The 26,368-nt window shown below is 62.8% G+C and carries 24 protein-coding genes; 13 read left to right on the top strand and 11 right to left on the bottom strand.

What is annotated here, in order from left to right; all coding sequences use genetic code 11:
- The first annotated feature begins 39 nt into the window (after nt 1-39).
- A complete protein-coding gene (locus NKH70_RS01710; RefSeq protein WP_352716249.1) occupies nt 40-285 on the top strand; it encodes a hypothetical protein in 246 nt (81 codons plus the stop codon).
- 118 nt (nt 286-403) lie between these two features.
- Here the strand turns inward: NKH70_RS01710 and NKH70_RS01705 are convergent, their stop codons facing one another.
- The 4 genes from NKH70_RS01705 to NKH70_RS01690 all read right to left on the bottom strand — a co-directional run bounded on the left by NKH70_RS01705 (nt 404) and on the right by NKH70_RS01690 (nt 5,822).
- Nucleotides 404-895 (bottom strand): DUF1772 domain-containing protein, encoded by a 492-nt coding sequence (locus tag NKH70_RS01705; RefSeq protein WP_352716251.1) that lies wholly within the window; start codon nt 893-895, stop codon nt 404-406.
- 98 nt (nt 896-993) lie between these two features.
- Entirely contained in the window at nt 994-2,532 is a 1,539-nt protein-coding gene (locus NKH70_RS01700) for a SpoVR family protein (protein ID WP_352977130.1), read from the bottom strand.
- A complete protein-coding gene (locus NKH70_RS01695; protein ID WP_352912013.1) occupies nt 2,532-3,854 on the bottom strand; it encodes a YeaH/YhbH family protein in 1,323 nt (440 codons plus the stop codon). The genes NKH70_RS01700 and NKH70_RS01695 overlap by 1 nt, the downstream gene beginning before the upstream one ends.
- Nucleotides 3,855-3,872: 18 nt before the next feature.
- Entirely contained in the window at nt 3,873-5,822 is a 1,950-nt protein-coding gene (locus NKH70_RS01690; RefSeq protein WP_352449545.1) for a PrkA family serine protein kinase, read from the bottom strand.
- Nucleotides 5,823-6,091: 269 nt separating this feature from the next.
- On the opposite strand from NKH70_RS01690, the gene NKH70_RS01685 reads away from it, so the two are divergent.
- Nucleotides 6,092-6,253, top strand: coding sequence for a hypothetical protein (locus tag NKH70_RS01685; protein ID WP_292655465.1), 162 nt, complete (start codon nt 6,092-6,094; stop codon nt 6,251-6,253).
- Between the two features lie 16 nt (nt 6,254-6,269).
- On the opposite strand, the gene ocd is transcribed toward NKH70_RS01685, so the two are convergent.
- Together ocd and rocF are read right to left on the bottom strand one after the other, a co-directional pair.
- Nucleotides 6,270-7,337 (bottom strand): ornithine cyclodeaminase, encoded by a 1,068-nt coding sequence (ocd, locus tag NKH70_RS01680; protein WP_352912009.1) that lies wholly within the window; start codon nt 7,335-7,337, stop codon nt 6,270-6,272.
- Between the two features lie 3 nt (nt 7,338-7,340).
- Nucleotides 7,341-8,261 carry an arginase gene (gene rocF / locus NKH70_RS01675; RefSeq protein WP_352912006.1) on the bottom strand — a complete coding sequence of 307 codons (921 nt, stop codon included), beginning with the start codon at nt 8,259-8,261 and terminating at the stop codon, nt 7,341-7,343.
- A gap of 128 nt (nt 8,262-8,389) precedes the next feature.
- On the opposite strand from rocF, the gene NKH70_RS01670 reads away from it, so the two are divergent.
- Nucleotides 8,390-8,827: an Lrp/AsnC family transcriptional regulator gene (locus tag NKH70_RS01670; protein WP_292655471.1), complete on the top strand. Its 438-nt coding sequence runs from the start codon at nt 8,390-8,392 to the stop codon at nt 8,825-8,827.
- A gap of 138 nt (nt 8,828-8,965) precedes the next feature.
- Here the strand turns inward: NKH70_RS01670 and NKH70_RS01665 are convergent, their stop codons facing one another.
- The 5 genes from NKH70_RS01665 to cyoA all read right to left on the bottom strand — a co-directional run bounded on the left by NKH70_RS01665 (nt 8,966) and on the right by cyoA (nt 14,373).
- Nucleotides 8,966-10,147 carry a DUF3182 family protein gene (locus NKH70_RS01665; RefSeq protein ID WP_353024780.1) on the bottom strand — a complete coding sequence of 394 codons (1,182 nt, stop codon included), beginning with the start codon at nt 10,145-10,147 and terminating at the stop codon, nt 8,966-8,968.
- A 269-nt stretch (nt 10,148-10,416) separates the two neighbouring features.
- Nucleotides 10,417-10,845, bottom strand: a complete 429-nt coding sequence (cyoD, locus tag NKH70_RS01660; protein ID WP_352911999.1) for a cytochrome o ubiquinol oxidase subunit IV — start codon at nt 10,843-10,845, stop codon at nt 10,417-10,419.
- Nucleotides 10,842-11,495, bottom strand: coding sequence for a cytochrome o ubiquinol oxidase subunit III (gene cyoC, locus NKH70_RS01655; RefSeq protein WP_352977128.1), 654 nt, complete (start codon nt 11,493-11,495; stop codon nt 10,842-10,844). The genes cyoD and cyoC overlap by 4 nt, the downstream gene beginning before the upstream one ends.
- A complete protein-coding gene (gene cyoB, locus NKH70_RS01650) occupies nt 11,492-13,498 on the bottom strand; it encodes a cytochrome o ubiquinol oxidase subunit I (RefSeq protein WP_352911993.1) in 2,007 nt (668 codons plus the stop codon). Before cyoB ends, cyoC begins: the two co-directional genes overlap by 4 nt.
- A gap of 2 nt (nt 13,499-13,500) precedes the next feature.
- Nucleotides 13,501-14,373, bottom strand: coding sequence for a ubiquinol oxidase subunit II (gene cyoA, locus NKH70_RS01645; protein ID WP_352716403.1), 873 nt, complete (start codon nt 14,371-14,373; stop codon nt 13,501-13,503).
- Between the two features lie 663 nt (nt 14,374-15,036).
- Here cyoA and NKH70_RS01640 point away from each other — a divergent pair.
- The 10 genes from NKH70_RS01640 to NKH70_RS01595 all read left to right on the top strand — a co-directional run bounded on the left by NKH70_RS01640 (nt 15,037) and on the right by NKH70_RS01595 (nt 26,357).
- Entirely contained in the window at nt 15,037-16,179 is a 1,143-nt protein-coding gene (locus tag NKH70_RS01640; RefSeq protein WP_352911987.1) for an ABC transporter substrate-binding protein, read from the top strand.
- A complete protein-coding gene (locus tag NKH70_RS01635) occupies nt 16,179-17,030 on the top strand; it encodes an IclR family transcriptional regulator (RefSeq protein WP_352911984.1) in 852 nt (283 codons plus the stop codon). The genes NKH70_RS01640 and NKH70_RS01635 overlap by 1 nt, the downstream gene beginning before the upstream one ends.
- 23 nt (nt 17,031-17,053) lie before the next feature.
- Nucleotides 17,054-18,085, top strand: coding sequence for a sugar ABC transporter substrate-binding protein (locus NKH70_RS01630; RefSeq protein ID WP_352911981.1), 1,032 nt, complete (start codon nt 17,054-17,056; stop codon nt 18,083-18,085).
- 138 nt (nt 18,086-18,223) lie between these two features.
- Nucleotides 18,224-19,207 carry an ABC transporter permease gene (locus tag NKH70_RS01625; protein WP_352911978.1) on the top strand — a complete coding sequence of 328 codons (984 nt, stop codon included), beginning with the start codon at nt 18,224-18,226 and terminating at the stop codon, nt 19,205-19,207.
- Nucleotides 19,197-20,729, top strand: coding sequence for a sugar ABC transporter ATP-binding protein (locus tag NKH70_RS01620; protein ID WP_352911974.1), 1,533 nt, complete (start codon nt 19,197-19,199; stop codon nt 20,727-20,729). Before NKH70_RS01625 ends, NKH70_RS01620 begins: the two co-directional genes overlap by 11 nt.
- 62 nt (nt 20,730-20,791) lie before the next feature.
- The gene (locus NKH70_RS01615; protein WP_352911971.1) at nt 20,792-21,787 is read left to right on the top strand and encodes an ABC transporter permease; all 996 of its coding nucleotides are present in this window, start codon (nt 20,792-20,794) and stop codon (nt 21,785-21,787) included.
- Between the two features lies 1 nt (nt 21,788).
- A complete protein-coding gene (locus NKH70_RS01610) occupies nt 21,789-22,574 on the top strand; it encodes an SDR family NAD(P)-dependent oxidoreductase (RefSeq protein ID WP_352911968.1) in 786 nt (261 codons plus the stop codon).
- A 17-nt stretch (nt 22,575-22,591) separates the two neighbouring features.
- A complete protein-coding gene (locus NKH70_RS01605; RefSeq protein WP_352911966.1) occupies nt 22,592-23,797 on the top strand; it encodes a CaiB/BaiF CoA transferase family protein in 1,206 nt (401 codons plus the stop codon).
- A gap of 2 nt (nt 23,798-23,799) precedes the next feature.
- Nucleotides 23,800-24,585 carry an enoyl-CoA hydratase/isomerase family protein gene (locus NKH70_RS01600; protein WP_352911964.1) on the top strand — a complete coding sequence of 262 codons (786 nt, stop codon included), beginning with the start codon at nt 23,800-23,802 and terminating at the stop codon, nt 24,583-24,585.
- A complete protein-coding gene (locus tag NKH70_RS01595; RefSeq protein ID WP_352911961.1) occupies nt 24,582-26,357 on the top strand; it encodes a CoA-transferase in 1,776 nt (591 codons plus the stop codon). Before NKH70_RS01600 ends, NKH70_RS01595 begins: the two co-directional genes overlap by 4 nt.
- The last annotated feature ends 11 nt before the right edge of the window (nt 26,358-26,368 follow it).

Genomic DNA, 26,368 nt, shown 5'->3' with positions numbered 1-26,368 from the left:
CAGCTTGGGAAGCGGAAAATAGAAAGAAGGAGGTCGCCGATGGCCGGAAGAAAGACTCATGAGCAGCAGTTGCGCATCATCGAAGAGCGCGAGAACACGAAAAACGCCGGCAAGGATTTCGACGCCGAAGCGGATTTGAAAAAGACCAGGCAAGAGCGCGAGGCGTTCCGGCGCGGTGCCGAGCTCAGATCGGACCCGAAGGATATTGCCGATCCCGACGATCGCAACATCATCCGCGGCGAGCACCAGGAAAGCGCCCACAACAAGCATCGCGCCGACCGCTGAACGGCCGGATCGCTTGACGTTAAGACAATACGGCGCCGGGTCCGTTCTCTGATCTGACGGATGCAGCGTTCGTAGCCGCAAATTGGCGAACGAGGACGCCGTCTTGATCTCCTCGGCGCTATTCGGCAAAAAATGTCGCGGCGACAGCAATTGAGACTAGGCTCAGCATCGCGAGGCCTGCCCTGGCGACATGCGAAGCCTCCCAGACGTTGCGCAAATCTCTCCAGTCGCCGGTCTGCTTTCGAGAGAACATTGAAAAAAACGTCGCGGCTGATTTCGGCATGGCAGTGTCTTGCACCCAGAAATTATTGACGGGATGCGTAACCAACCAATAGGTCGCATGCTCCGCCAGCAAGAAGACAAGCGCCGCCAAGGTCCACCAGAATCGGGCGCTTGGATAGGGCGTCAGGTAGAGCAGGACGGCGAGTGCAATGATGCCGCCGATCTCGGCGAACCCGCCGATCGTGAAGCCGGGATAGTAGATCGCCTGCACTGATCTGTAGGTGGCCTCCTTGAGACGCAACTTGCCGGGCAATTCCAGTGCGTGCGCGAGCGAGAGCGCCATCGAGACGGCGACCAGAAGAAGGGTGGCGATCATCAATGCGCGCATGTTCCTGCTCCCGATCATGCCAAGGTGCGCGCGTAGATAGGGTCGTTGGTGATCCGGTAAAGGCTATGACACCCGACGTCGCCGGCAAGCCGGTCGGGTCATTCCCCGATCTGGCTGGTAGACCGTTCGTGGAGCGTGGCGCCGGTCTGCGCGTCGACCGCGACCATGCTGACCTCGTAGCCCCAGAGCTTGCGGATGTGGCGCAGCGTGGCGTCGCGGCTGCCGCCTTCCAGCACGATGCCGTACTTGACCTTGTGCTGCAGGCGCAGATGCCGGTCGCCGAGCAGGTCCACGTCCACCACCTGGATGTCCGGCCGGCTGGCGCCGATGTCGTAGCTGTGGGCGAGTGCGGCGCGGACGCTCTCGTAGCCGCGCTCATTGTGTATCGAGGCGACTTCGTAATGGGGGTCGTTGGCGGCATCGGCAAGGACAAAGAACCGCCATTTCCGTATCAGGGTAGGGCTCAGATATTGGCGGATGAAGGACTCGTCGCGATGGTTGGCCCAGGCGTCCAGCAAGGTCTGGCGCCAGTCGCCATTGCCGGCGATATCGGGGAACCAGTCGCGGTCCTCGGCCGTCGGCGCGGTCGAGATGCGCTGGATGTCCTGCATCATGTCGAGACCCAGCGCGTAAGGGTTGATACCGGAAAAGCGCGGATCGTCGAACCCTGGCTGGAAGATCACGTTCGAATGGTTGCGCAGGATTTCCAGCATGGCACCTTCGCCGATCAGGCCGCGATCGAACAAAAGGTTCATCAGCGTGTAATGCACGAAGGTGGCGCAGCCCTCGTTCATCACCTGCGTTTGCCGTTGGGGATAGAAATACTGCGCGATGACGCGGACAATCCGGACGACCTCACGCTGCCATGGTTCCAGGATCAGGCTGTTCTTCTCCAGGAAATAAAGCAGGTTCTCCTCGGGCAGCTTGAGCGATTTCTTGCGCTCCGCCACGGTGTCCGTCTCGCGGACCTTGGTGCCGTCCTTGGACGGCGGCAGCGTGCGCCACAGATCATTGTAGGAGCGCTCCTCGTATTCCAGGCGCTCGCGAAGGCCCTCGCGCTGCTTTTCCGACGACAGCTTCGGCGGCCGGTGATATCTGAACACGCCCTGTTCCATCAGCGCATGTGCGGCATCGAGGATCTCTTCCACCGCATCGACGCCATGCCGCTCCTCGCAGCGGGCAATGTAGCCCTTGGCAAAGTCCAGATAGCTGAGGATGGCGCCGGCGTCCGTCCACTGCCGGAACAGATAATTGTTCTTGAAGAAATGGTTGTGGCCGAGTGCCGCGTGCGCCGTCACCAGGGCCTGCAGGGCCATGGTGTTTTCCTCCATCAGATAGACGATGCAGGGATTCGAATTGATGACGAGTTCATAGGCGAGCCCTCGCCCGCCTTTGCGATAGAGCAATTCCTGGTAGAGGTAGTGCTTGCCGAACGACCAGTGCCGGTACATCAGCGGCATGCCGACCGAGGAATAGGCGTCGAGCATCTGTTCGGACGAGATGATCTCCATTTGTACCGGATAGATGTCGAGGTGGAGCTCTTCGGTGGCGATCGCCTCGATGGTCTTGTAGGCGCGCGACAGCGTCCTGAAATCCCAGTCGGAACCGGAAAACAGCAGCCCGGATCTGCTCTCCATCAGCCCCCTCTTTCACCGCTCTTTTGATAACCCGGCTGTCTGGCGAAGAGTTGGCGGAAAACCGGGTAGATGTCGGCCGCGGTGGCGATGCGGCTCATCTGGAAATTCGACCATCTCAGCTTGACCGCACTGTAGGCACGCCATAGCGACGTGCCGTTGTCGGTAGCGCCGAAGATATGGCTCTCGCGCTCGTCGAGGATCTCGACATAGGCGAAATACTGGCAGAGCCGCATGATCTGTTCATCGAGAAGTGCGATGCAGCGCTCGGAATCGGTGACGAAATTGTCGCCGTCCGAGGCCTGGGCGACATAGATGTTCCATTCGCGGCTGGGATAGCGTTGCTCGACGATGCGGTGCATCTCCTCGAGCGCCGTGGAAACCACCGTACCGCCGCTCTGGGTGTTGTAGAAGAAGGTTTCCTCGTCGACCTCCTGCGCCTCGTGCGTGTGGCGGATGAAGACCACCTCGGTCCGGTCGTAGCGCCGTTTCAGGAACAGGTGCAGCAGCACGAAGAAGCGCTTGGCCAGATCCTTCTCGCGTTCGCCCATCGAACCGGACACGTCCATGAGGCAGAACATCACCGCGTTGGCATTCGGCACCGGCTGCGCGTCGAAGCGGTTGAAGCGGATATCGACCGGATCGACAAAGGCGATCCGCTTGCGGCGGCGCTCCAGCCGATCGAACTCTTCCTGAAGCGCCACGATGCGCTGGCGTATCTCGGCGTTTTGCGGCTTCGCCTCCAGCGACGCAATCTCCTGCGCGATCGCGTCGAGTTCCTCCTGCTTGGGGCGCCTGAGCGCTATGCGGCGGCCGTGGCTGTTGCGCATCGTGCGCCCGACATTGATGTTGGTCGGCGAGCCGGTCGCGGCGAAGCCGGCCCGGCGCGGCTTGAAGGCGAGGATCTCCTTCAGGTTGAGCTTGACCATATCAGGCAGTTCGAGGTCTTCGAAAAAGAGGTCGAGCACCTCTTCGCGCGACAGCACGAAACGGAAATCGTCCTCCGATTCGGTTCTCCCCGGGGCTGATCCCATGCCGCCGCCCTGGCCGGGCTTGGGCAGCCGGTCGCCTGGAGCAAAATGCTTGTTGCCGGGCAGGACGTGCCGGCGGCTGCCGCTGTTCCTGGCATCGTTGAAGCTCGGCTCGCCGGTGCCTCGCGCCGGCATCGAAACGGCATGCTCGGCATCCACGTCGGCGATCTTGCCGGTGCGGATCTGATCGCGGATGGTGCGCTTCAACTCTTCGCGCGCCCGCCGCAGGAAACGCTGCCGGTTGCCGAGGCTTTTGTCCTTCGGGTTCAGTCGGCGATCGATGAAGATCGGCATATGTTACCCCGGCTGGCTTCAACCCGCCTTGTTCACCCGCATGTACCAGTCCACCAGCCGGCGGACCTGGCGCTCGGTGTAACCGCGCTGGATCATCCGCTGCACGAATTCGGTATGCCGCTTCTCCGTCACGCTGTCCTGCTTGGAGCCGAAACTGATCACCGGCAGCAGATCCTCGACCTGCCCGAACATCCGCTTCTCGATGACTTCGCGCAGCTTTTCGTAGCTTGTCCATGACGGGTTGCGGCCATGGTTTCTGGCCCGCGCGCGCAGCGTGAACTTCACCACTTCGTTACGGAAGTCCTTGGGATTGGCGATGCCGGCCGGCTTTTCGACCTGCGACAGTTCGTTGTCCAAAACCTCGCGATTGAGGATCTGGCCGGTATCGGTATCCTTGTAGTCCTGATCCTCGATCCAGGCATCGGCATAGGCGATATAGCGGTCGAACAGATTCTGGCCGTATTCGCTGTAGGATTCCAGATAGGCCTTCTGGATCTCGTGGCCGATGAACTCGGCATAACGGGTGGCCAGCTCCGACTTTATGAAATCGAGATAGTCCGCCTCTGTTTCCTTCGGGAACTGCTCGCGCTTGATCGCCTCTTCCAGGATGTACATCAGATGCACCGGATCGGCGGCCACCTCTTCGGTGTCGTAGTTGAAGGTCTGCGACAGGATCTTGAAGGCGAAGCGGGTGCTGACGCCGGTCATGCCTTCATCGACACCGGCCGCGTTTCGGTACTCCTGGACCGACTTCGCCTTGGGATCGGTTTCCTTGAGGTTCTCGCCGTCATAGACGCGCATCTTGGTGTAGAGCGGCGAATTGTCGTGTTCGGCCAGGCGGGTCGAGACGGTGAACCGGCTGAGGATGTCGAGCACTTCCGGAGCGCAGGGACTGTTAGCCAGTTCGCTTTCGCGCAACAGCTTCTCGTAGATCTGCCGTTCTTCGGTAACGCGCAGGCAATACGGCACCTTGACCACCAGGATGCGGTCGAGGAACGCCTCGTTGTTCTTGTTGTTCTTGAACTGCAGCCATTCCGATTCATTGGAATGGGCAACGATGATGCCCTGATAGGGGAAAGCGCCGAAATTCTCGGTGCCGTTGTAGCTGCCTTCCTGGGTCGCGGTCAGCAGCGGATGCAGCACCTTGATCGGCGCCTTGAACATCTCGACGAATTCGAGCAGTCCTTGCGTGGTCCGGTTCAGCCCGCCGCTATAGGAGTAGGCGTCCGGATCGGACTGGCTGAAGTTTTCCAGCTGCCTGATATCGACCTTGCCCACCAGGGCCGACACGTCCTGGTTGTTCTCGTCGCCCGGCTCGGTCTTGGCAATGCCGATCTGGCGCAGCCTGGACGGCATCAGCTTGACGACGCTGAATTTGGAGATGTCGCCGGACAATTCGTCGAGGCGCTTGGCCGCCCAGGGCGAGATCAGGCCGTTCAGCCGCCGCCGGGCGATCCCGTATTTGTCCTCCAAAAGGTCGCCCATGCGGTCGGGATCGAACAGCCCGAGCGGCGATTCGAAGACCGGGCTGACCTGGCCGCCGACCTTCAGGGTATAGATCGGACGCTGCTCCATCAGCCTTTTCAGCTGCTCCGCAAGCGAGGATTTGCCGCCGCCGACCGGGCCGAGGAGATAGAGGATCTGCTTGCGTTCCTCAAGCCCTTGCGAGGCATAGCGGAAATAACCGGCGATACGCTCGATTGTATCCTCCATGCCGTAAAAGTCGGCGAAGGTTGGATAGATCTTGATCGTCCGGTTCGAAAAAATACGGCCGAGCCGCTCGTCCTTGCTGGTATCGACAAAGGTCGGCTCACCGATCGCCTCGACCATCCGTTCGGGTGCCGAGGCGTACATCGACTTGTCCTCGCGGCAGGCAAGCAGATATTGCTGGAGGCTTATCTCCTCCTGCGCCGCATTCTTGTAGACCTCGGAAAACAGATCGAAGACGTCGGATTGATTCTCACGCATGGTATTCCTAGCCCCGGAGCCGGTGTGGCTGCACGTTTGTCTCTTGAACAACCAAATGTTGGAAAGCCCTTGTGGTTCCCTTCACTTCGCAGAGAGTGCATGTGACCGAATGATAAGAGTTACATAAGCGCATCCTGAGTGCAGACAAGGCGTGGAACGTCCTGCCCGAGGCACAAAATCCTGAATCGCACCACGTCCTGCGGGCGACATCCGACAAGACGGAGGAACGGTTCGGGTCCTTTCCGGTTGTGAGGGAAAGGAGACGGTCGATGTCTGGGAATAGTTTGTGGTTGCTCGTTGTTGCAGGCGGTCCACTGCTTCTGGCAATTCTGATCGCCTACGCCCTGCTCACGCAGCGCCGTCGCGGCCCGGCGGAGCGCAGGGAAAGCGAGCGTGCGACCGAGCGCCTGTATCAGGAAAAGAAGGACTGACCGACGGGATCGCAGCTCAGCTGCCGGCAACCGCCAGGCTGGTCGCTTTTTCGGCGCGCAGCAGCATGCCAAACAGGTCGCGCGGCTCATCGGGATCGGCCAGAAGGTCTAGTTCCTCGTAAAGGCCGGTCCGCTGCAGCTGATCGCGGACGTAGCGCAACGCGGAAAAATCCTCGATCGCAAAGCCGACGGAGTCAAACAATGTGATCTGTCTTGCGTCCGTCCGGCCTGCTGCCTTTCCTGTCATCACTTGCCACAATTCGGTGATCGGGTGATTCGCATCGAGCTGCTGGCTCTCGCCTTCGACGCGCGTTTGCGGCGGATATTCGACGAAAATGTCCGAGCGCAGCAGAATGTCGCGATGCAGCTCGGTCTTGCCCGGGCAGTCGCCGCCCACCGCGTTGATGTGCACGCCGGATCCAACCATGTTGTCGGTCAGGATTGTTGCCGACCGCTTGTCGGCGGTAACCGTGGTGATGATCTCTGCACCTTCAACGGCTTCCTGCGCCGACGCGCAGACCTTGATGTCGAAACCCATGCCGGCAAGGTTCTTCATGCATTTCGTCGAGGCCGCCGGGTCGATATCGTAGAGCCGCAGCCTGTCGACGCCAAGCAGCGCCTTGAACGCAATCGCCTGGAATTCCGATTGCGCGCCATTGCCGATGATCGCCATGCACCTGGCGGCCTCGGGAGCGAGGTATTTCGCCGCGACCGCCGAGCTTGCGGCGGTTCTGAGCGCGGTCAGGATGGTCATTTCCGAAAGCAGCATCGGATAGCCGTTGCCGACATCGGCAAGCACGCCGAAAGCGGTCACGGTCTGGCGGCCGTCACGCGTATTCTTCGGATGCCCGTTGACGTATTTGAAGCCGTAGAGCTGCCCGTCGCTGGTCGGCATCAGCTCGATGACGCCGTCAACGCTGTGCGAGGCGACGCGCGGCGTCTTGTCGAACAGCTCCCAGCGCCTGAAATCCTCTTCGATGTAGGCAGCAAGCTCGACCAGGAAGCGCTCGATGCCGATGGCAAGCACCAGCTTCATCATGCGGTCGACGCTGACGAACGGGACGATGTTCAAATTCACCGTCATGGCTCAGAACCCCCTCGTCGGGCGATCCATGATCCGCCGGCCCATCAGGCTTGCGGTCAGGTCGACCAAAAGCGTGGCAGTGCGGCCGCGTTCGTCGAGAAAAGGGTTGAGCTCGACCAGGTCGAGACTGGTGACGAGGCCGCTGTCATGCAGCATTTCCATCGCCAGATGCGCCTCGCGGAAGGTGGCGCCGCCGGGAACGGTGGTGCCGACCGCCGGGGCGATCGACGGGTCGAGAAAATCGACGTCGAGGCTGACGTGCAGCATGCCGTTGGCGGCGCTCACCCGTTCGAGAAACGCGCGAAGCAGTTGCGCGATGCCGTGCTCGTCGATCGAACGCATGTCATGGACCGTGACGCCGGCTCTGCGCAACGCTTCCCGTTCCGCCAGGTCCACGCTGCGGATCCCCAGCGCGCATATGCGAGCCGGATCCACCTGCGCTGCAAGGCGGGGGAAATAGCCCTCGAAGCCGGGCTGCCCGCTGGCATAGGCCAGCGGCACACCATGCAAATTGCCGCTGGTCGTCGTGTCGAGCGTGTGAAAATCGGGGTGCGCGTCGAGCCACAGCACGAAGAGCGGCCGACCGGCATTCGCCGCCCGGCGGGCAATGCCAGCGAGCGTGCCGGCCGAAATGCTGTGGTCGCCGCCGAGAAAGATCGGCATCGCATCGGCGCTTGCCGCATAGGCCGTTTCGCTGATCGCCGCCGTCCAGGCGGCAATTTCCGGCAGCGCCTTCACCGCCGCGTTGCCGTGTACGACAGGGCACATGTCGGCAGGGATAATCGTTCCGAGGTCGGTCAGTGTATGGCCGAGTTCGGTCAATGCGCCGGCCAGGCCGGCCGTGCGCAGCGCGCTGGGCCCCATCTCGCAACCCATGCGGCCCGAACCCGCCTGGATCGGTGCTCCTACGATCGTGCAATGCATGCTCATGCCCCACCAATTACGATGCCCCTATTGAAGCCGGCATCGCTGGCAGAATGAACATGTCAAATTGGCAAATTTGTCGAAGTGCCTTACCATAGTGGCATCATCTACGTCCGTTGTGAGCAATCATGGACCAGCTCGATGAGCAGATCATCACCTCTTTGCGGCACGACGCCCGGCGCAGCATTTCCGATCTTGCCATCAGCCTGGGTGTCTCTCGGGCAACGGTAAGGTCCCGGATCGAGCGACTTGAAAGGGACGGCGTCATCGTCGGCTACACCGTCATTCTGCGCGCCGACGCGGTCGATCAGCGCGTGCGTGGCATCATGATGATCGAGATCGAAGGCCACGCCGCTGATCGCGTCATCCGGGCGCTGGGCGGCTTCTCCGAGGTCTCGACGATCCACACCACCAATGGCCGCTGGGATCTGGTGATAGAACTCGGAACGCAGACCCTGAGCGAGTTCGACGCGGTGCTGAGACGTATCCGCCTGATCCCCGGAATTACCGGCAGTGAAACAAGCCTGCTCCTGGCAACGCCGCGCACCACCAAGGCGCGGCTGTGATCTTCGCCCTTGACCTGTAGCGGTAACGAAATCCGAAGCCACGGAACCTTCAATTGCCGCCGCGGTTAGAGCAATTCCAGGAAAAGTGTGGAACGCCATTGGCGGATGTTCCCTGCCAAAGGCGTGTTTCACTTCGACCTAAGATGACGATCGGCCGGCGTCCCCGATCGGCCCTCGGATCGCTTGGGTGACGATGGTATAACGCGTGATTTGACCCTCCTCGGGGTCCTCCCCGTGGAAATGGATGTCTGCGTTCAGCGGCAGCGGCGCAGTGCTGCCGAACTGCTTGACGGCGGAGACATGCACGATCTGCATATCGGGATCGCGCTTCATGGCGTCCATTGCTGCCAGCTCGGCGCTGCTGCTGCCACCGATCCGCCAGCTGGCTTCCAGCACACCCGATCGCCAGATGCCCGAGGAATCGACACCTTGGCCGATGTCGTAGTTGCGTCGCGAGGCGAAGAATCCGGGATAACCATCCATCGCTGCGTCATAGGTTCTCGCCTGCGCCACAGCCAAACCCAGCGCCGGAGATAGCCGCAGCTCATCCAGCGCCTCCCATCCGCCCCGCACGACAACCAGATCGGATCCGCCGTAAACGGGCTGCCCGTCGTTGTCGGTCGTCGTCCGCTGGGTGCCGTAATAGCTGACCGACAATTCGTCGATCGTGGTTCTGCCAACGCTCAGTGTAACAATGTCGCGAAGCTGCGTTTCGAGAACAAGGCCGTATTCGCTTAGGTCAGAGGATGGATATTGGTCCAGCAGCCTTTCGACATCGCCGACCGTCGCGGCGGTGTGCTGGTCGCGGCCCCGCGAAGCGCGCGGTGGCTTGAACCGGACCAGCCCGAGCTCCAGCAGACGTTGCGCTGCGCGCAGCGCGTCATGGCGTGAAAATGCAGTGTAGCCGGGCAGTACGGCCGCGGCGACGGCGCTGCCGAAGCCGGCGGGCCATTCCTTTGGCCGTGCCGCCGACCCGTCCACCAGCTCGTGGGTTATGGCCTTGGTGGTTGCGAGGCGCCAGGGCACCACGCCGCCGAAGAAGTCGTCGGGCCCGTTGATGCCCAGTTGGGCCGCATCGGCAGCAAGCAGGCTGTCGTCCGGCACGAAATACAGCCCGCCGCTGTCACCGCCGCCATCACGCAGGCCCTGGCGGAAGGAAAATCCCTTCAACGCTGCAATCGTGCGCGCGACGGCAGCGACGGTTTTCCATTCGTGCGCGTAGATGGTCTCGCCGCCCGGCGCGGAGAATACGACCACAACACCTTTCGTCCCGCTTGGTTGCTTACCGCTTAGCCCGGTCATGTCGAGCCCTTCGCCCATTGCCGAGCCCATCGCCGTTTCCGCGGCGATGCGTCCGAACCGAAAAACCCGCTTCCTCGGCGAATGTTCCGGGCAACGGCGCGCTATCCGGTTTGACCGAGTTGCGGCGATCGGAACATCGGCGGCTCATGGTTTTTATGCGGGAGCCTCAGACAGGGAGATGGATGTGCTCAAGGAGGCCGCGCCGCGCGCCCTGGGAGAGGCCGAGGTCGTCCGCTTGAGACCGAGCTCGCTGTCGCATGAACTGCGGCCAACGGCCGGAATAATCGCTAGCGGTTCATGTTCATGTTCGCGTTCATCGACATCAAATTGTGGTCGAGATTGGCCATGATCCAGATCGAGCCGCCGATCACCAGCACAACGATCAGCACGCCGAAGGCAAGCGCCAGGGCGTTGTTGGTGTTGTCCGGCCCCGTCGTGATGTGCAGGAAGAAGACGAGATGCACGCCCATCTGGGCGATCGCCAGCACGACCAGCGCCACCGGAATGCCGGGTGCCCATATCAGGTTCGTTCCGGGCAACCAGAACGAGGCGATGGTCAGCAGCGTTGCCAGCCCAAGGCCGATCACATAACCGCGTAACCCGGATCCGACTTCGGTGTCGCCGAGGTATTCGTCACCCGGCGCCGTATCGATGTCGTAGCGCTCCAGGCCATCGGTGTCGCGCCGTTGCGCGTGGCGATCGTCCGCATTGCTCATCGACTTGCTCCCAGGAGATAGACCACCGTGAACAGGGCGACCCAGATGATGTCGAGGGCGTGCCAGAACAGGCTGAAGCACATGAAACGCCGAAGAATATCGTCGCGGAATCCCTTGGCGAAGATCTGCGCCATCATCGTAAGCAGCCACAGCAGCCCCGCCGTGACGTGAAGGCCGTGGCATCCCACCAGCGTGAAGAACGCCGACAGGAAAGCGCTGCGTGTCGGTCCGGCACCGCTGGCAACCATATGCGCGAACTCGCGCAACTCGAGCAGGATGAAGGTGGCGCCGAGCACGAAGGTGACAGCCATCGCGACATAGAACCAGGAGCTTCGTCGCGCTGTCACGGCGAGGCTGGCGAGACCGCAGGTAAAGCTCGACAACAGCAAAGCGGCCGTCTCGATCGCGACGTTGCGCAGGTCGAACAGCTCGGCTCCGCTTGGTCCGCCCGCCGTCTTGCCCGCCAGCACGGCGTAGGCCGCGAAGAAGGCCGAGAACATCACGATGTCGCTCAGGAGGAAGATCCAGAAGCCGTAGCCCACGACGATCCGGATCGGTGCTGGGCCGCTGTCGCCGTGGCCGGGTGCACGGCCGTGGCTGCGATGGCCGAGGCGGTAGGGGTCACGCTCTCGAACGTCGATCGCGGTCATTGCCTTGGCCCCGTATGAGTGGCCAGCGCCTCGCGGCGGGCACTTCGGTTGGCGCGGTCGATCCGGGCGACTTCGGCGGCAGGAATGACGTATTCGGGGATGTCGCGCCACGCGAATATGACGAAGGTGGCGAAAGCGCCGAGCGCGCCGAGCGCCACCATCCACCAGATGTGCCAGATGAGGGCGAAGCCCATCACGGTCGCAAAGAAGGCGCAGATGAACCCGGTGGGACTGTTGCGCGGCATCTCGATCGGCTCGTATTCAGGCTCGTCGCGCAGCCGGTTTTGCTCGCGTGCCCGCTGCTTGATGTTCCAGTAGGGCTCTTCGCCCTCGACATGCGGAAGCGCGGCGAAGTTGAAGACCGGCGGCGGCGAGGGCGTGGCCCATTCCAGCGAGCGCCCGTCCCAGGGATCCCCGGTGGCATCTCGAAGCGCCGCACGCTGCCGGATGCTGACGACGAGTTGTATGATCTGCGCGACCACGCCGGCGGTGGTGATTAACATGCCGGCGCCGGCAACCAGCACCCAGGGATACCAGGCCGGCACGTCGAAATGCTGCATGCGGCGGGTCATGCCGAGCAGGCCGACAGCGTAGAGCGGCACGAAGGTGGCGTAGAACCCGATCAGCGTCAGCCAGAAGGCCAGCTTGCCCCAGCCCTCGTGCAGCCGGAAGCCGAATGCCTTGGGAAACCAGTAGGTATATCCCGCGAAGGCGCCGAACAGCACACCGCCGATGATGACGTTATGGAAATGCGCCACCAGGAACAGGCTGTTGTGGAGCAGGAAATCGGCCGGCGGCACGGCCAGCAACACGCCCGTCATGCCGCCGATGACGAACGTCACCATGAAGCCCAGCGACCACAGCATTGGCGTCGCGAAGCGGATGCGGCCGCCATACATTGTGAACATCCAGTTGTAGATCTTCACGCCGGTACCGACAGCGATAATGCTGGTGGCGATGCCGAACGCGGCGTTGACGTCGGCGCCGGCTCCCATGGTGAAGAAGTGGTGCAGCCACACCATGAAGGAGACGATGCAGATGAACAGCGTCGCGGCCACCATCGAGCGGTAGCCGAACAGCGGCTTGCTGGAGAACGTGGAGATAACCTCCGAGAAGATGCCGAACGCCGGCAGGACGAGGATGTAGACCTCGGGATGGCCCCAGGCCCAGATCAGGTTCACGAACATCAGCATGTTGCCGCCGGCTTCATTGGTGAAGAAATGAAAGCCGAAATAGCGGTCGAGCGTCAGCATCGCGAGCGTCGCGGTGAGGACCGGGAACGCGGCGACGATGAGCAAGCTGGCGGCGAGTGAGGTCCAGCAGAACATCGACATCCTGAGGTAACTCATGCCGGGCGCCCGCATCTTCAGGATCGTGGTGACGAAATTGATGCCGGTGAGCAGCGTTCCGACGCCCGCTATCTGCACTGCCCACAGATAATAATCGACGCCGACGCCCGGCGAGTAGGCGGTCTCGCTGAGCGGCGGATAGGGCAGCCATCCGGTGCGCGCGAATTCGCCGATCACCAGCGAGATGTTGACCAGCAGCGCACCGGTGGCGGTGAGCCAGAAACTCACCGAGTTGAGCGTTGGAAAGGCAACGTCGCGAACGCCGAGCTGCAGCGGCACGACCAGGTTCATCAGGCCGATGACGAACGGCATCGCCCCGAAAAAGATCATGATGGTGCCGTGGGCGGAAAAGACCTGGTTGAAGTGGTCGGGCGGCAGATAGCCGGGCGCCTGGAAGGCGAGGGCCTGCTGGGACCGCATCATGATGGCGTCGCTGAAGCCGCGCAGCAGCATCAGCAGCGCCAGCAGCGTGTACATCACGCCAATCCGCTTGTGATCGACGCTGGTGATCCATTCGCGCCACAGATAGGGGAAATGGCCGGCCAGGAAGACCCAGGCCAGCACGCCGAGGATTGCCAGGGCGACGACCGCCGAGGCGATCATCGGCAGAGGCTGATCGAACGGAATGACGTCCCAGCTCAATTTTCCGAGCATTGTCAGCCTCCTGTCTTGGGCAATACGCTCGGCTCGGGGCGACCGGCCTGGGGGCCGGGCGCGGGCGGAACGCCCTGCGTCGCGATTTCATGGAAAAGGTCCGGCTCGACCGAGCGATAGGTCGAAGGCGGCACGTCCAGGCTCTGTCTGGCCAGTTCCTGGTAGCTGGCCTTGTCGAGTGCCTGTCCCTGGTTTCGCGCCGAATTGACGAATGCATCGAAGGCGTCCGCCGCCACGGCATGCAGCACGAATTGCATGCCTGGAAAACCGTCGCCGCTGAAATGGGCCGACCGCCCATAGAATTCGCCCGGCTGATCCGCCTGCAGGTGAAGCTGCGTTGTCATGCCGTTCATCGTGTAGATCATGCCGCCGAGCTGAGGCACGAAGAACGCATTCATGACGCTTGCCGAGGTGAGCGAGAAATGCACCGGCCTGCCCGCCGGCACCACAAGCTGGTTGATGCTCGCGATATTCTGCTCGGGGTAGATGAACAGCCATTTCCAGTCGAGCGAGACGACCTGCACCTCAAGCGGCTTTTGCTGGGAATCCAGCGGCTTCATTGGATCGAGGTCATGCGACCCGATCCAGATGATGCCGCTCAGAAACAGGATGACGAGGATGGGGATCGACCAGACCACCAGTTCGATGCGTCCGGAATAGGCCCATTCCGGCAGATACCGCGCCCTTGTGTTGGTCTCCCGGAACCACCAGGCAAAACCGAGCGTCGCCACGATCGTCGGGACGACGATGGCCAGCATGATGGCGACCGAATTGAGCAGGATCGTGCGCTGCGCCGCGCCGACTGGCCCTTGCGGGTCGAGCACGCCGCCCTGGCAGCCGGCAAGCAGACCAGCAAGTAGCCCAGCAAGTAGCATCGTCGCGCCGACGCGGCCAAAACGGATGACGGCACAATTTCGAACGATCGCCCTCAGCAACATGAAATCTCGCCGTTTCCTGAAAACCGATTGGAACGTTGCAGGCAGCGTGGCTGCCAACCCCGAATGTGCGCGCCGGTATGCTCCTGGCGACAGTTTCTTCATGCACGCGGCTCCGGCTGGCAGAACCACATGCGGCGGACGTCATCGTTAAGCGGTCGACCTGTCGAGAACCCCTCCAAATCCTAAAAACCAGCGGCAAATCTTAAGAAACCAGAAACAGTACCCAGATCGAAGTTATCGCCAGAAACGTGGCGAATGCCAAGGCGGTGAACCGGTTCATGGCCGCGCCCACAGTTGGTCCATTTAGTCCGCTCCCTGCGACTCGTCGCTGAATCCAGTGACGCTGCCCAATGACGCTGCTCTGAATGGTTGCGCCAACCGAACGTATGTTCGTCGCGAAGGTTCCAAAAAGCCAGATCCAACGCAGCCTTTGGTTGCAGTCCGGCGGCCACGCGATGCGCATCAGGGCCGCATGGGCGGCTCTCCTGCCTAGCGGAAGCCGAGGTCGGCTTTGCGTATGTAAAAATTACTTGTCTAGGTAAAAATAGTTGCTACTAATCGGCTGGGCCGACGCATGGCCGGTTCAGGAGGAATTACGGCATGACAAGACTGCGCGGCCTCGCGTGGGATCACCGACGCTGCTGGGGTCCGCTCGACGCCAGCATCGGGCCGTATTGTGCCGCCAATCCCGGCCTTGAGATCGAATGGGACCGCCGCAGCCTTTACGAGTTCGGCGAGGGCGCGCTTGGTCCGGTGCTCGACGCCTATGATCTCGTCGTGTTCGACCATCCGTTCATCGGCGATATTGCCGAAGGCGGGCTGATGGTGCCGTTCGATTTGTCGGCTGAGCAGCGCCGCGGCTTCGAACAGGATTCAGTTGGCGCATCCTGGCAATCCTACGCAAGGGACGGGCGCCAATGGGCGTTGCCGATCGATGCTGCCTGTCAGGTTGCCTCGTATCGCCCCGATCTCGTGGAGCGCTACGGACCGCTGCCGCGCAGCCATGACGAGGTGCTGGAGCTCGGCCGGAGCGCCTTGAAGGACGGCAAATGGCTTGGGCTGCCATTGGTGCCGACTGACGCCATGTGCCTGCTTTTGACGCTCGGTGAGCCCCGCGACGACGGCGACGAGTTCATCGCCAGGCAAAAAATCGAGCAGGCCGTCGGGCAGTTGCGCCAGCTTGCGGCGCTGTCGCATCCGAACTCGCCGAAATGGAACCCGATCCGCTGCTACGATCATATGATCGCACATGACGACGTGGTCTACGTGCCGTTCGCCTTCGGCTATGTGAACTATGCCTCCAAGGCAGACAGGCCGTATCTGCGCTTCGCCGACGTGCCGACGCCGCGATCCGCCGGCGCCTTGCTCGGTGGCGCCGGCATCGGCGTCAGCGCCCAATCGAAACACAAGCAGGCAGCCATCGATTACGCGCTGTTTCTGTGCTCGCCCGGCTATCAGCGCGGCGACTATGTGAAATCCGGCGGACAGCCGGGATCGCTGACGGCATGGCAAGATGGCGAGGTCAACGCTCTCTCAGGCGGCTTCTTCGCGTCGACGCTGGCGACGATCGAAGCCTCCTATCTGCGCCCGACCCATCCGGGCTTCATCAGCTTCTTCCGCCAATGCGCCCCTCATGCCGCGGCGGCCATCGCCGGCGAATTGCCGGCGGCCGAGCTCGCAGATCGGCTGAACCGGCTCTATCGCGAGACCAGGCATGGCCAGCCGCAACGGAGCGTCGCGTAATGGCCACCGATATTGCCCAGATCGTCGACGAAGGCGAAAGCGGCCGCAACGGCTACCGCGTGCCTGCGGTGGAGAAGGCGCTCAACATCCTGGAATTCATGGCTGCCAGCGGCGAGCCGCTGACCCAGACCGAGATCGCCACGGGAATGGGGCGCTCCATTCACGAGATCTACCGCATCCTGCTGCTGCTGGAGAAGCGCGGCTACATTTTCCGGACGCAATCGGACCGCTTTCGCCTGTCGCTGAAGCTGTTCGAACTGGCGCATATGCATCCGCCGGTAAACCGCCTGGTCGAATGTGCGCTGCCGGTGATGCGCGGCCTTGCCGCCAATGCCGACCAGAGCTGCCATCTGGTCGTGCGCGAAGGCGAGAGCGCACTGGTCGTGCTGCAGATCGATTCGCCTTTGCCGATGCGATATTCGGTTGCCCTCGGCTCGCATTTCCCGATCCTCGAAACGAGCTCCGGCGCGGTGCTGCTAGCGCATTCGAGCCGCGCCGAGCGTGACCGCATCGTCGAGCGGATCGTCGCTGCGGGCGAGGGCCAAGGCAGCCGGACGGAAATCGAAGCGCGGCTGAACGAAGTCGCAAGGCTCGGCTATGAAATGCGCGCCTCGCTGGCTGTCGAGGGCTGCACCAACATCTCGATGCCGGTGCGCGACCATACCGGTGCGGTCATTGCCGCGCTCACCGTCCCGTTCCTGCCGCAGAAGGCCGCGCGCTTCGATCGCAAGACCGTCTTCGAACGAACCAAGGCGGCGGCCGAGACGATATCGGCGGCGCTGGGCGCGGGCGAAGCTGCCGCCTCTTCACGTGCCGACCCGGAACGGCGGGACTATCCGTTCAGCAACTGACAAGAAATACAGGGAGAAGAAACATGAACTGGTCCAAATCGATGCTGTTTGCCTCGGCGGCCGCGCTGGCTCTGAGCGCCGCCGCCGCACACGCCGAAAACATGCCGAAGCGCATCGGCTACGTCACCAATTACGCCACGCACGAGTGGTATCAGAACGTCATCAAGGGCATGCAGGCCCGCGCCAAGGAACTCGGCATCGAGCTCGAGGTGCAGGACGCCAATCTCGACATCGCCAAGGAGGTTTCCGCCGCCGAAGACTTCATGGCCAAAGGCGTCGACGTGCTGATTGTCACGCCCGTCAACGAGGAAGGCGTCGTACCGCTGCTGCGCCAGGCGAAATCCAACAACGTTCCGGTCGTGCTCGAAGGCAATCCGGTCAAGGGCATGACCACAATGGTCGCGATTTGCGACTACGACACCGGCTACACAGCCGGCGTTGAAGCCGGCAAATACGCCAAGGAGAAGCTCGAAGGCAAAGCCAAGGTGATGAATGTCGGCCTGCCGCTGCTGTCCGCCACCGTGCTGCGGTCGCAGGGTTTCATGGATGGCCTGAAGACCATCATCCCCGACGCGGTCATGGTCCACGACCTCGACGGCGGCGGCAACCCGGACCGCGCGCTCGAAGTCTCTTCGGCGGCTCTTGCCAAGAACGCCGACATCAACATCATCTACGGCATCAACGATTCCTCGTCGCTCGGCGGCCTTCAGGCCTGGAAAGCGGCCGGCAAGTCGCAGGACGGCCTGTTGACGGTCGGCACCGGCGGCGAAGGCCTCGCCTTCATCAATGCGATGCAGAACGAGCCGTCCTATCGAATCGAGGCCGCGATGTTCCCCGAAAAGGAAGGCTACACCGCCATCGATGCAGCGGTTAAGCTCTTCAACGGCGAAGAGGTGCCGGAACACATCGTCAGTCCGACCGCGCCGATGAACGGCGACGACTGGAAGAAGTTCTATGACTACGACGGCACCACACGAACGATCAAATGGGATGCCGTCAATGCGCTTCAGCCACCGGAAAAATGCATGAAAACTTCCGCCGATCTGAAGAAGTAAGGATTCCGGGTAGCCCTTCCCGCGCGGCGGGAAGGGCATCGGATCGGATGCCGACGGCAAAACAGGTCAACCGCCCTGTTTTGGCCGGCAGTTTCCAAACGGCGACGGCACCCGATGCGGCCCCGAAATGAAATGGACATGAGCGAGCTTACGCAATCCTCCGCGCCAAGGCGTTTCATCGGCGGCCAGCTGCTGGGCAGCAGCCAGCTGGTGCTCGGCGTGATCCTGGCCGTGCTCTGCATCGCCATCTCGATTGCGGTGCCGCAATTCTACTCCGAGGCCAACATCATCGCCATCCTGCGCCAATGCGCGCTGGTGCTGATCGTTGCCTCGGGCATGACGATGCTGATCATCACCGCTGAAGTCGACCTGTCGGTCGGTGCATCGCTGGCGTTTGTCGGCTGCATCGGCATGGCCGTGCTCAATTCGACGCACAGCCTGACGCTCGGCCTGCTGGCGGCGCTCGCCTTTTCCGGTGCGGTCGGCCTGTTCAACGGCCTCGTCGTCACCAGGCTCAAGGTGAACTCGCTGATCGCCACCATCGGCACCATGATGATGCTGCAGGGCGGCGTCTATCTGTTCACCCGCGAGGCAGTGCAGAACCACCATCGGCTTGCAAGTTTCACCGATCTCGGTGCCGGCTATATCGGCGCGATCCCGCTGCCCGTGGTCATTGCCGCGCTGATTTTCGCGCTGGCCGCGGCAACGCTGCGCTTCACCACGCTCGGCCGCTATCTCTACGCGGTCGGCGCCAATGAGCGGGCGGTTCGCCTCTCCGGCGTGCGCTCGCAACGCCTGAAGCTGTTCGCCTTCGTCGTCACCGGCCTTTGCGTCGGCATTGCCGGCATGATCCTGTCGTCGCTGATGAATGCCGGCCAGCCGACCGCCGGCCGCGGCTTCGAGTTGACCGTGATTGCCGCCGTCATCCTCGGCGGCACCAGCCTGCTTGGCGGCCGCGGCTCGCTGCTCGGCACGTTGCTTGGCGTGCTCGTGCTGAAGGTCATCGACAACGGCATCATCATCCTCGGATGGAACCAGGACCTGCAAATGGTGGTGCCGGGCATCGTCATCATCCTGGCGACCTATCTCGACATCGTGCGGAACAGAGCCAATGTCGGTTGATTTCCTTCACCCCCGCAAAACCGCGGCTGTCGACAAAAGCGTGCCGGCGCTGGAGATGCGCGGCATCGGCAAGCGCTTTCCCGGCGTGGTGGCGCTGGACAATGTCGATCTGACCCTGGAACCCGGCAAAATCCACGCCCTGATGGGCGAGAACGGCGCCGGCAAGTCGACCCTGATCAAGATCATGGCCGGGGTCTACGGCAAGGATGCCGGCACCATCCGCTTGCGCGGCCGCGAGGCCGACATCAAGTCGCCGCGCGATAGCCTGAAAGAGGGCATCAAGGTGGTGTTCCAGGAGATCGCGTTGATCGCCGAATTCAGCGTCGCCGAAAACATTTTCCTTGAGGGCTATCCGACCGGCAAAGGCGGCTCGATCGACTGGAAGAAGATCCGTGCCGACGCGGCCGCCTTGTTCAAGCGCATCGGCTTCAACGTCGACCCGGCGGCGCGCACGGGATCGCTGCCGGTCAGCCAGCAGCAAATGGTCGAGATCGCCCGCGCACTCGCCCATGAAGCCCGCGTCGTGGTGATGGACGAGCCGACCTCCTCGCTGACGCCGAACGAGGTCTCGCTGCTGTTCACCGTCATCCGCCGGCTGGCCGCTCTCGGCATCGCGGTGCTCTATGTCAGCCACAAGCTCGACGAGGTCTTCGAGATCGCCGACACCGTGACCGTGCTGCGCGACGGCCGTCACGTCTCGACCAGGCCGATCGGCGAGCACACCAACGACACGCTGATCCAGGACATGATCGGCCGGCGCATTGAAAACCTGTTCCCGCGCAAGCGCGGTGCGCCGGGCAGCAAGGTAGCGCTTTCCGTTGAAGGGCTCAGCACCGCCAAGAAGCTGAAGGATGTGTCGTTCGAGGCGCATGCCGGCGAGGTCCTCGGCTTCTTCGGCCTGATGGGGGCCGGCCGGACCGAGCTCGCCAAGGCCATCGTCGGCTACGACCCGATCACTTCCGGCGCCATTTCGGTCGATGGCAGCCGGCTGCTGCCGCACGACACCCATACGGGCGTCCGGCTCGGCATCGGCCTGCTCACCGAGGATCGCAAGAGCGAAGGGCTGATGGGCGAGCTGCCGGTCTACCAGAATGCAAGCCTCGCCTCGCTCGGTGCCTTCGCCAGAATGGGCTTCGTCGACAAGGCCAGCGAACGCAAGGCGGTGCAGGACTATGTTGACCGTTTCCGCATCAGGACGCCCAGCCTGTTCCAGCAGGTCAAGAACCTGTCCGGCGGCAACCAGCAGAAAGTGCTGATCTCGCGCTGGCTGATGCGCGGTCTCAAGGTGATCGTCGTCGATGAACCGACCCGCGGCATCGACGTCGGCGCCAAGTCGGAGATTTTTGCGCTCATCGACCGGCTCGCCGGCGAAGGATTGGCGGTCGTCATGATGACGTCCGAAATGCCCGAGCTGCTGGGGCTTGCCGACCGCATCGCGGTGATGTGCGAAGGCCGCCTCACCGCGATCATGCCTCGCGACGAGGCCACGCAGGAGAACATCCTCAATGCGGCGATCGGATAGATGATGATGCTTCGCGACAGCATTCCCTGTCATTCGGCCGACGCTTTCGAAGGGACCAAGCGATGAGCCTGGCAAGCACCGACACCATGAAAGCTGGGCCGTCCATGCTGGCGCGGCTCGTCGCGCGGCAGGAATTGGCATTGCTCCTCTGCCTCATCCTGGTGATCGCGTTCTTTTCCTTCACCGCCGAGAATTTCTTCTCGGTGCGCAACATCACCAATGTGCTCGGTCAGGCTTCGCTGGCGCTCACCGCCGGCATCGGCTGCGCCATCGTCTTCATGTCCGGCGAGGTCGACATCTCGATCGGCTCACTGCTGGCGACCATCGCGCTGCCGCTGATCATCATCATGAACGACACGAATTCGCTTGTGCTCGGCATCAGCGGCGCATTGCTGTTCGGGCTGATCATCGGCGTCGTGAACGGCTATCTGACTGCCTATGCCGGCATCAATTCGCTGATCGTGACGCTGGGCACGATGTTCATCATGCGCGGCGGCGTTTATCTCTATACCGGCCAGCGCGCCATTCCAGACGATGCCGCGCTCGACAGCTTCATCGCGCTGTCGGACGGCCGACTGTTCAATGTCATTCCCTATTCGGCGGTTATCGCCATCGCCCTGCTCGCCGTCTTCGCCTACATGATGCTGCACCGGCCGTTCGGACGGCAGATCTATGCCGTCGGCGGCAATCCGGAAGTGGCACGCCTGGCAGGCTACGATGTGCGCCGCGTCAAGTTCATCTGCTTCATCATCAGCGCGCTGCTGGCGACGGTTGCCGGCATCATCCTGGCCGCCCGCGTCGGTTCGGCGCAGCATACGGCCGGGCTGAATTTCGAGTTCCAGGTCGTCGCCGCCACCGTGCTCGGCGGGGTGAGCCTTGCCGGCGGCATCGGCAGCCTGACCGGCATGGCGCTCGGCGTGCTGATCCTGCAGTTCCTGTCCAACGGGCTGCGCGGTCTCGGCCTGCCGACCGAGTGGCAACTGGTCATCACCGGCATGATCATCATTGCCGCCGTCGCCTTCGACGAAGCAAAGCGCCGGCGCGCCATTGGAGGCTGATATGGATCGTCTCAAAGGGAAAACCGCAATCGTCACCGGCGCCGCCGACGGCATCGGCCATGCGATCAGCGAGGCGATGGCAAGGGAAGGCGCGCACGTCTTCCTCAGCGACATCGCCGACGAGAAGGGTGAAAACTTCGCCGCGGAACTGCGCGCCGCCGGCCATCGCGCCGACTACATCCATTGCGACGTGGCGGAGGAGGCCGACATTGCCGCCCTGATAGACGGCGCGGTCGCCAAGACGGGCCATCTCGACATTCTCGTCAACAATGCCGCCATCGCCATCGGCGGCATGCCGGTTCACGAAATGACCGACGAGCAGTGGCACCGGCTGATCGCGGTCAACCTGACCAGCGTGTTCCGCGGCTGCAAATATGCGCTGCCGCATATGATCGCGCAGAAATCCGGCTCGATCATCAACATGGCCTCGGCACAAGGGCATATCGGGCTTGACGGCTGGACCGCCTATGCCGGCGCCAAGGGCGCGGTGATGGCAATGACGCGCCAGATGGCGGTCGAGTTCGGTCCGCTCAACATTCGCGTCAACTCGATCTCGCCCGGCACCATCAACACGCCGATGAACGACAAATTGGTCAAGGAGATCGGTGGCAACCTCGCCAAGGCCTGGGTAAAGATGCATCCGCTCGGCCGCATCGGCAAACCGTCCGAGGTGGCCGAAGCCGCCGTCTATCTCGCCTCCGACGCCGCCGGCTTCACCACCGGCACCGACCTGCGCGTCGACGGCGGCCTCACCGCGGCACCCCGCTACGTACCCGACCTGCTTTGACAACCAACGAGACAAAAATGAACAAGGCCCTCGAAGGCGTCCGCATCCTCGATTTCAGCCATCTGCTGCAAGGGCCGTTCGCCACGCAGCTGCTCGGCGACATGGGCGCCGACATCATCAAGATCGAGCGTGCCGGCGCCGGCGACATGTTCCGCGGCATGACCTTTTTCGCCAAATGGGTCGGCGGCTCCGAAAGCCCGAATTTCCTCGCCTGGAACCGCAACAAGCGCTCCATCGCGCTCAATCTGAAAAGCCGCAAGGTGCATGCCATCATCTTGGACATGGCCAAGAAGGCGGATGTGGTGGTGCAGAATTTCCGCCCTGGCGTGCTCGCCAGGCTCGGCTATGGCTACGAGGATTTCAGGGCGGTCAATCCCGCCATTATCTATTGCTCGGGCTCCGGCTATGGCGAGGAAGGCCCCTATGTCGAGCGTCCCGGTCAGGACATGCTGATCCAGGGACTGTCCGGGCTGATTTCCAACACCGGCCGCGGCGATCAGGCTCCTGTTCCGGCCGGCGCCGGCCTGGCCGACCAGATCGGCGCCATGAACATGGTCTACGGCATCCTGTCGGCGCTCTACTATCGCGAGAAGACCGGCAAGGGCCAGAAGATCGAGGTCAATCTGCTCGCCGGCATGCTGGCGCATCTCAATCAGGAATATGTCGCGGTGCTCAATCTCGGCGAGGATTTCGTGCGCCCGAATTCCGGCATCGGCCACCCCGGCATGCAGGCGCCGTTCGGTATCTACGAAGCGAAGGACGGCGGCTATGTGTCGATCGCCATGAGCCCGTTCAAGACGCTGTATGAAGTGCTGGAGGCGCCGCAGCTTGCTGTCTACGACGATCTGAAGACGCTGTTCGACAAGCGCGACGAGGTGTTCGACAAGGTCAACGCCGAGACCAGGAAGTTTGCCACGCAGGAGCTGCTGGCGCGGCTGCTCGCAGCCGACATCTGGTGTGCCGAGGTGAAAGACATCCGCCGCGCGGCCGAGGATCCGCAGGTCAGGCACATGGGCATGATCACCAGCTACGAGCATCCGCGCGGCGGCAAGGTCAGGGTGGTCGCGCCGGCGGTCAAGATGAGCGAGACGCCGGCTACCATAGAACGGCCGGCGCCGCTGGTCGGCCAGCATGGCCGCGAGATACTGGCCGAGTTCGGCCTCTCCAGCGGCGAGATTGCAGCACTTGAGGCGTCCGGCGACATGACCGTGGATGCTGCCTGACGATGAGCGTTTACCAGACACTCAGCTTGGAAATATCCGGGCGCGTCGCGGTCGTCACCTTCCGGCGCGCCGATCAGCTCAACGCCATGAACCGGCTGATGCAAAGCGAGATCACCGAAGTTTTCGAGGCGTTGTCGCAGGATGATGGCGTCGGCGCGATCGTGGTGACCGGCGAGGGGCGAGGCTTCATGGCCGGCGCCGACATCAAGGAATACGCCGCCCAGACAGCTATCGAGTTCGACGCCTTCCAGGCCGCCGGCACGCGCATGTATGCGGCGGTCGAGAACAACCGCAAGCCGGTCATCGCGGCGGTCAACGGCTTTGCGCTCGGCGGCGGCATGGAGCTGGTGCTGTGCTGCGACATCGTCATCGCCAACCAGTTCGCGAAGCTCGGCCTGCCCGAAATCAAGCTCGGGCTGGTCCCCGGCGGCGGCGGCACGCAGCGCAGCGTCCAAAAACTCGGCCGCAACCGCGCCAATCTGCTGCTGATGACCGGCGCCATCATGCCGGCTTCCGAGTTCGTCGGCGCCGGGCTGGTCAACGAGATCGTCGATGCCGAAAGGCTGATGCCGCGGGCGCTGGAACTCGCCGAGATGATCGCCGCCGAACCAGCCGCAGCGATCGAGGGGCTAAAAGCGCTGACAGCGCATGCCGTGTCGGGCGATCTGGCCGGCGGCCTTGCCATGGAGCGCGATGCCCTGGGTGGCCTCTACCGCAGCGAGCTCGGCCAGCGTCGCGTCAAGGAATTTGCTGAAAAGAGCGCGGCGCGGCCGAAGGCTGCGAAATGACGTCCCTGGTCAAGCCGAACCGGCCGCGCTTCACCGACGTCGAGGGCCTGGCTGCGATGGTCGGCGGCGGCGACGTCTTCGGTGTCGGTGGCCATCATTTTGCCCGGCTGCCGATCGCCTTGTTGCGGGCCATCGCCCGCTCGGGCGTCAAGCACCTTCGCTATGTCTGCTGGGCCGGCGGCCTGCCACTCGAACTGCTTCTCGAAGCGAATGCCGTGGCGGAGGTCGATATCTGCTTTTCCAGCCTCGATATTTTTGGCTTGCCGCCGCGCTTCCGCGCGGCTGCCGAGACCAATGCCGTGCCGGTCCGCGACTGGACGGCGCTGGCCATGATCCAGGCGTTGCGGGCCGCGCAGCAGAACCTGCCGTCGATGCCGTTTCAGCTTCCGGAGGGTTCGGACATGCTGGCGCGCGTGCCCGGCGCGATCGCCGTGCCCGATCCGATCGCGGGAATCACGACCGGGATCATCCCGGCCTTGCGGCTCGATACGTTCGTCGTCCATGCCCAGCGTGCCGACGAGAGCGGCAATGTCCAGATCATCGGGCCACGAGCGCTGGATTTCGCCATGGCCGGCGCGGCGCGCCAGGTGCTGGTCACGGTTGAGGAAATCGTCCCGGTCGGAGCGCTGCGGTATGATGGCCGGCAGAGCATTTTGACCCGCAATCAGGTGTCGGCGATCGCCCTGGCGCCAGGCGGTGCCTATCCCGCCTCCTGCCTGCCATTCTATGTGACGGATTATCAAGCGTTGGCGGGGGCGTTCGCGGCCAAGGAAATACCTTTGTCGGACAGCCTGAGTATGCCTTCGGAAGGCGTGCCGGAGCGGGTTCAAGACGCTGCAAAAGTCCGCGCTGAAACAGTCCTCGCAATGCCCGGGCTCGTGCACGGCGAAAAGGAGGCGTCCATCGACGAGATCATCGCCGCCCGCATCGCCGCTGAGCTCGACAATGAGAGCTTTGCCAGTGCCGGCGCGGTGTCGCCGCTGGCCAATGTCGCCTACCGGCTGGCCAAAGCGACGCACGCGCCGGACATGATCATCGCCACCATGAGTTGCGGCCATCTCGACATAGCGCCGAGCCCGATGATCCTGTCGCTGATCGAAAGCCTCGATTGCGAGACGGCGGTGGCGCATGCCGGCGGCGATGACACCTATTCGACCTACTACCAGGCCGGCGCGGTGACGCATGAGATCGTCGGTGCCGCGCAGGTCGATCGAGGCGGGCGCGTCAACACCATTGCGCTGCGCAAGCGCGACGGCAGCCTCATCCGGCTGCCCGGGCAAGGCGGCATGGCCGATGTCGCCAACATGCACCGCGATTATCTGCTCTACGTCCCCCGCCATTCCGTGCAGTCGCTGGTCGAGACGGTCGAGATCGCCAGCTCGGCGCGCGGCCTGCTGACTGAGGCCGAGCGCGAGCCGATGGGCTATCGGACCGGCGCGGCATTGGTGTTCACGGACCTTTGCGTGTTTCGGCTCGACCAGGAGAGCCGGCAATTGGTCGTCGTCGAGACCATGCCGGGCGTGACGCGCCAGCAGGTCCAGGATGCCACCGGCTTTGCCCTGACATTCGATGCCGATTGCCGCGAGGTTGCGCTGCCCTCGAACGAGACGCTCGACATCCTGCGAAACCGCATCGACCCGCTCGGCCTGCGGCGCCTCGAATTCGTCAGCGCCAAGGAGCGTGGCGCGCTGATCGCCGAGATCCTGGCGGCCGACCGGCTGATGGTCGAGCGCTGTATTGCCGCGCAGCGGTCGCATACTGCAACAGGCTGAAGAGGGGGCGG

It is taken from the genome of Mesorhizobium sp. M0991 (genome assembly GCF_040318915.1).
In the GTDB taxonomy this organism is placed as follows: domain Bacteria; phylum Pseudomonadota; class Alphaproteobacteria; order Rhizobiales; family Rhizobiaceae; genus Mesorhizobium.
Note: the sequence above shows the minus strand (reverse complement) of the source record. Positions and strands in the feature narration are given on the sequence as shown.

Coding starts and splice junctions, on each gene's coding strand:
- NKH70_RS01620 (WP_352911974.1), top strand. CDS start 19,197: ATGTCGGTTGATTTCCTTCACCCCCGCAAAACCGCGGCTGTCGACAAA.
- NKH70_RS01705 (WP_352716251.1), bottom strand. CDS start 895: ATGCGCGCATTGATGATCGCCACCCTTCTTCTGGTCGCCGTCTCGATG.
- cyoB (WP_352911993.1), bottom strand. CDS start 13,498: ATGCTCGGAAAATTGAGCTGGGACGTCATTCCGTTCGATCAGCCTCTG.
- rocF (WP_352912006.1), bottom strand. CDS start 8,261: ATGCATTGCACGATCGTAGGAGCACCGATCCAGGCGGGTTCGGGCCGC.
- NKH70_RS01695 (WP_352912013.1), bottom strand. CDS start 3,854: ATGCCGATCTTCATCGATCGCCGACTGAACCCGAAGGACAAAAGCCTC.
- NKH70_RS01700 (WP_352977130.1), bottom strand. CDS start 2,532: ATGGAGAGCAGATCCGGGCTGCTGTTTTCCGGTTCCGACTGGGATTTC.
- NKH70_RS01670 (WP_292655471.1), top strand. CDS start 8,390: ATGGACCAGCTCGATGAGCAGATCATCACCTCTTTGCGGCACGACGCC.
- NKH70_RS01610 (WP_352911968.1), top strand. CDS start 21,789: ATGGATCGTCTCAAAGGGAAAACCGCAATCGTCACCGGCGCCGCCGAC.
- NKH70_RS01685 (WP_292655465.1), top strand. CDS start 6,092: ATGTCTGGGAATAGTTTGTGGTTGCTCGTTGTTGCAGGCGGTCCACTG.
- cyoD (WP_352911999.1), bottom strand. CDS start 10,845: ATGAGCAATGCGGACGATCGCCACGCGCAACGGCGCGACACCGATGGC.
- NKH70_RS01615 (WP_352911971.1), top strand. CDS start 20,792: ATGAGCCTGGCAAGCACCGACACCATGAAAGCTGGGCCGTCCATGCTG.
- NKH70_RS01605 (WP_352911966.1), top strand. CDS start 22,592: ATGAACAAGGCCCTCGAAGGCGTCCGCATCCTCGATTTCAGCCATCTG.
- ocd (WP_352912009.1), bottom strand. CDS start 7,337: ATGACGGTGAATTTGAACATCGTCCCGTTCGTCAGCGTCGACCGCATG.
- cyoA (WP_352716403.1), bottom strand. CDS start 14,373: ATGCTACTTGCTGGGCTACTTGCTGGTCTGCTTGCCGGCTGCCAGGGC.
- NKH70_RS01640 (WP_352911987.1), top strand. CDS start 15,037: ATGACAAGACTGCGCGGCCTCGCGTGGGATCACCGACGCTGCTGGGGT.
- cyoC (WP_352977128.1), bottom strand. CDS start 11,495: ATGACCGCGATCGACGTTCGAGAGCGTGACCCCTACCGCCTCGGCCAT.
- NKH70_RS01595 (WP_352911961.1), top strand. CDS start 24,582: ATGACGTCCCTGGTCAAGCCGAACCGGCCGCGCTTCACCGACGTCGAG.
- NKH70_RS01630 (WP_352911981.1), top strand. CDS start 17,054: ATGAACTGGTCCAAATCGATGCTGTTTGCCTCGGCGGCCGCGCTGGCT.
- NKH70_RS01600 (WP_352911964.1), top strand. CDS start 23,800: ATGAGCGTTTACCAGACACTCAGCTTGGAAATATCCGGGCGCGTCGCG.
- NKH70_RS01710 (WP_352716249.1), top strand. CDS start 40: ATGGCCGGAAGAAAGACTCATGAGCAGCAGTTGCGCATCATCGAAGAG.
- NKH70_RS01665 (WP_353024780.1), bottom strand. CDS start 10,147: ATGGGCGAAGGGCTCGACATGACCGGGCTAAGCGGTAAGCAACCAAGC.
- NKH70_RS01635 (WP_352911984.1), top strand. CDS start 16,179: ATGGCCACCGATATTGCCCAGATCGTCGACGAAGGCGAAAGCGGCCGC.
- NKH70_RS01625 (WP_352911978.1), top strand. CDS start 18,224: ATGAGCGAGCTTACGCAATCCTCCGCGCCAAGGCGTTTCATCGGCGGC.
- NKH70_RS01690 (WP_352449545.1), bottom strand. CDS start 5,822: ATGCGTGAGAATCAATCCGACGTCTTCGATCTGTTTTCCGAGGTCTAC.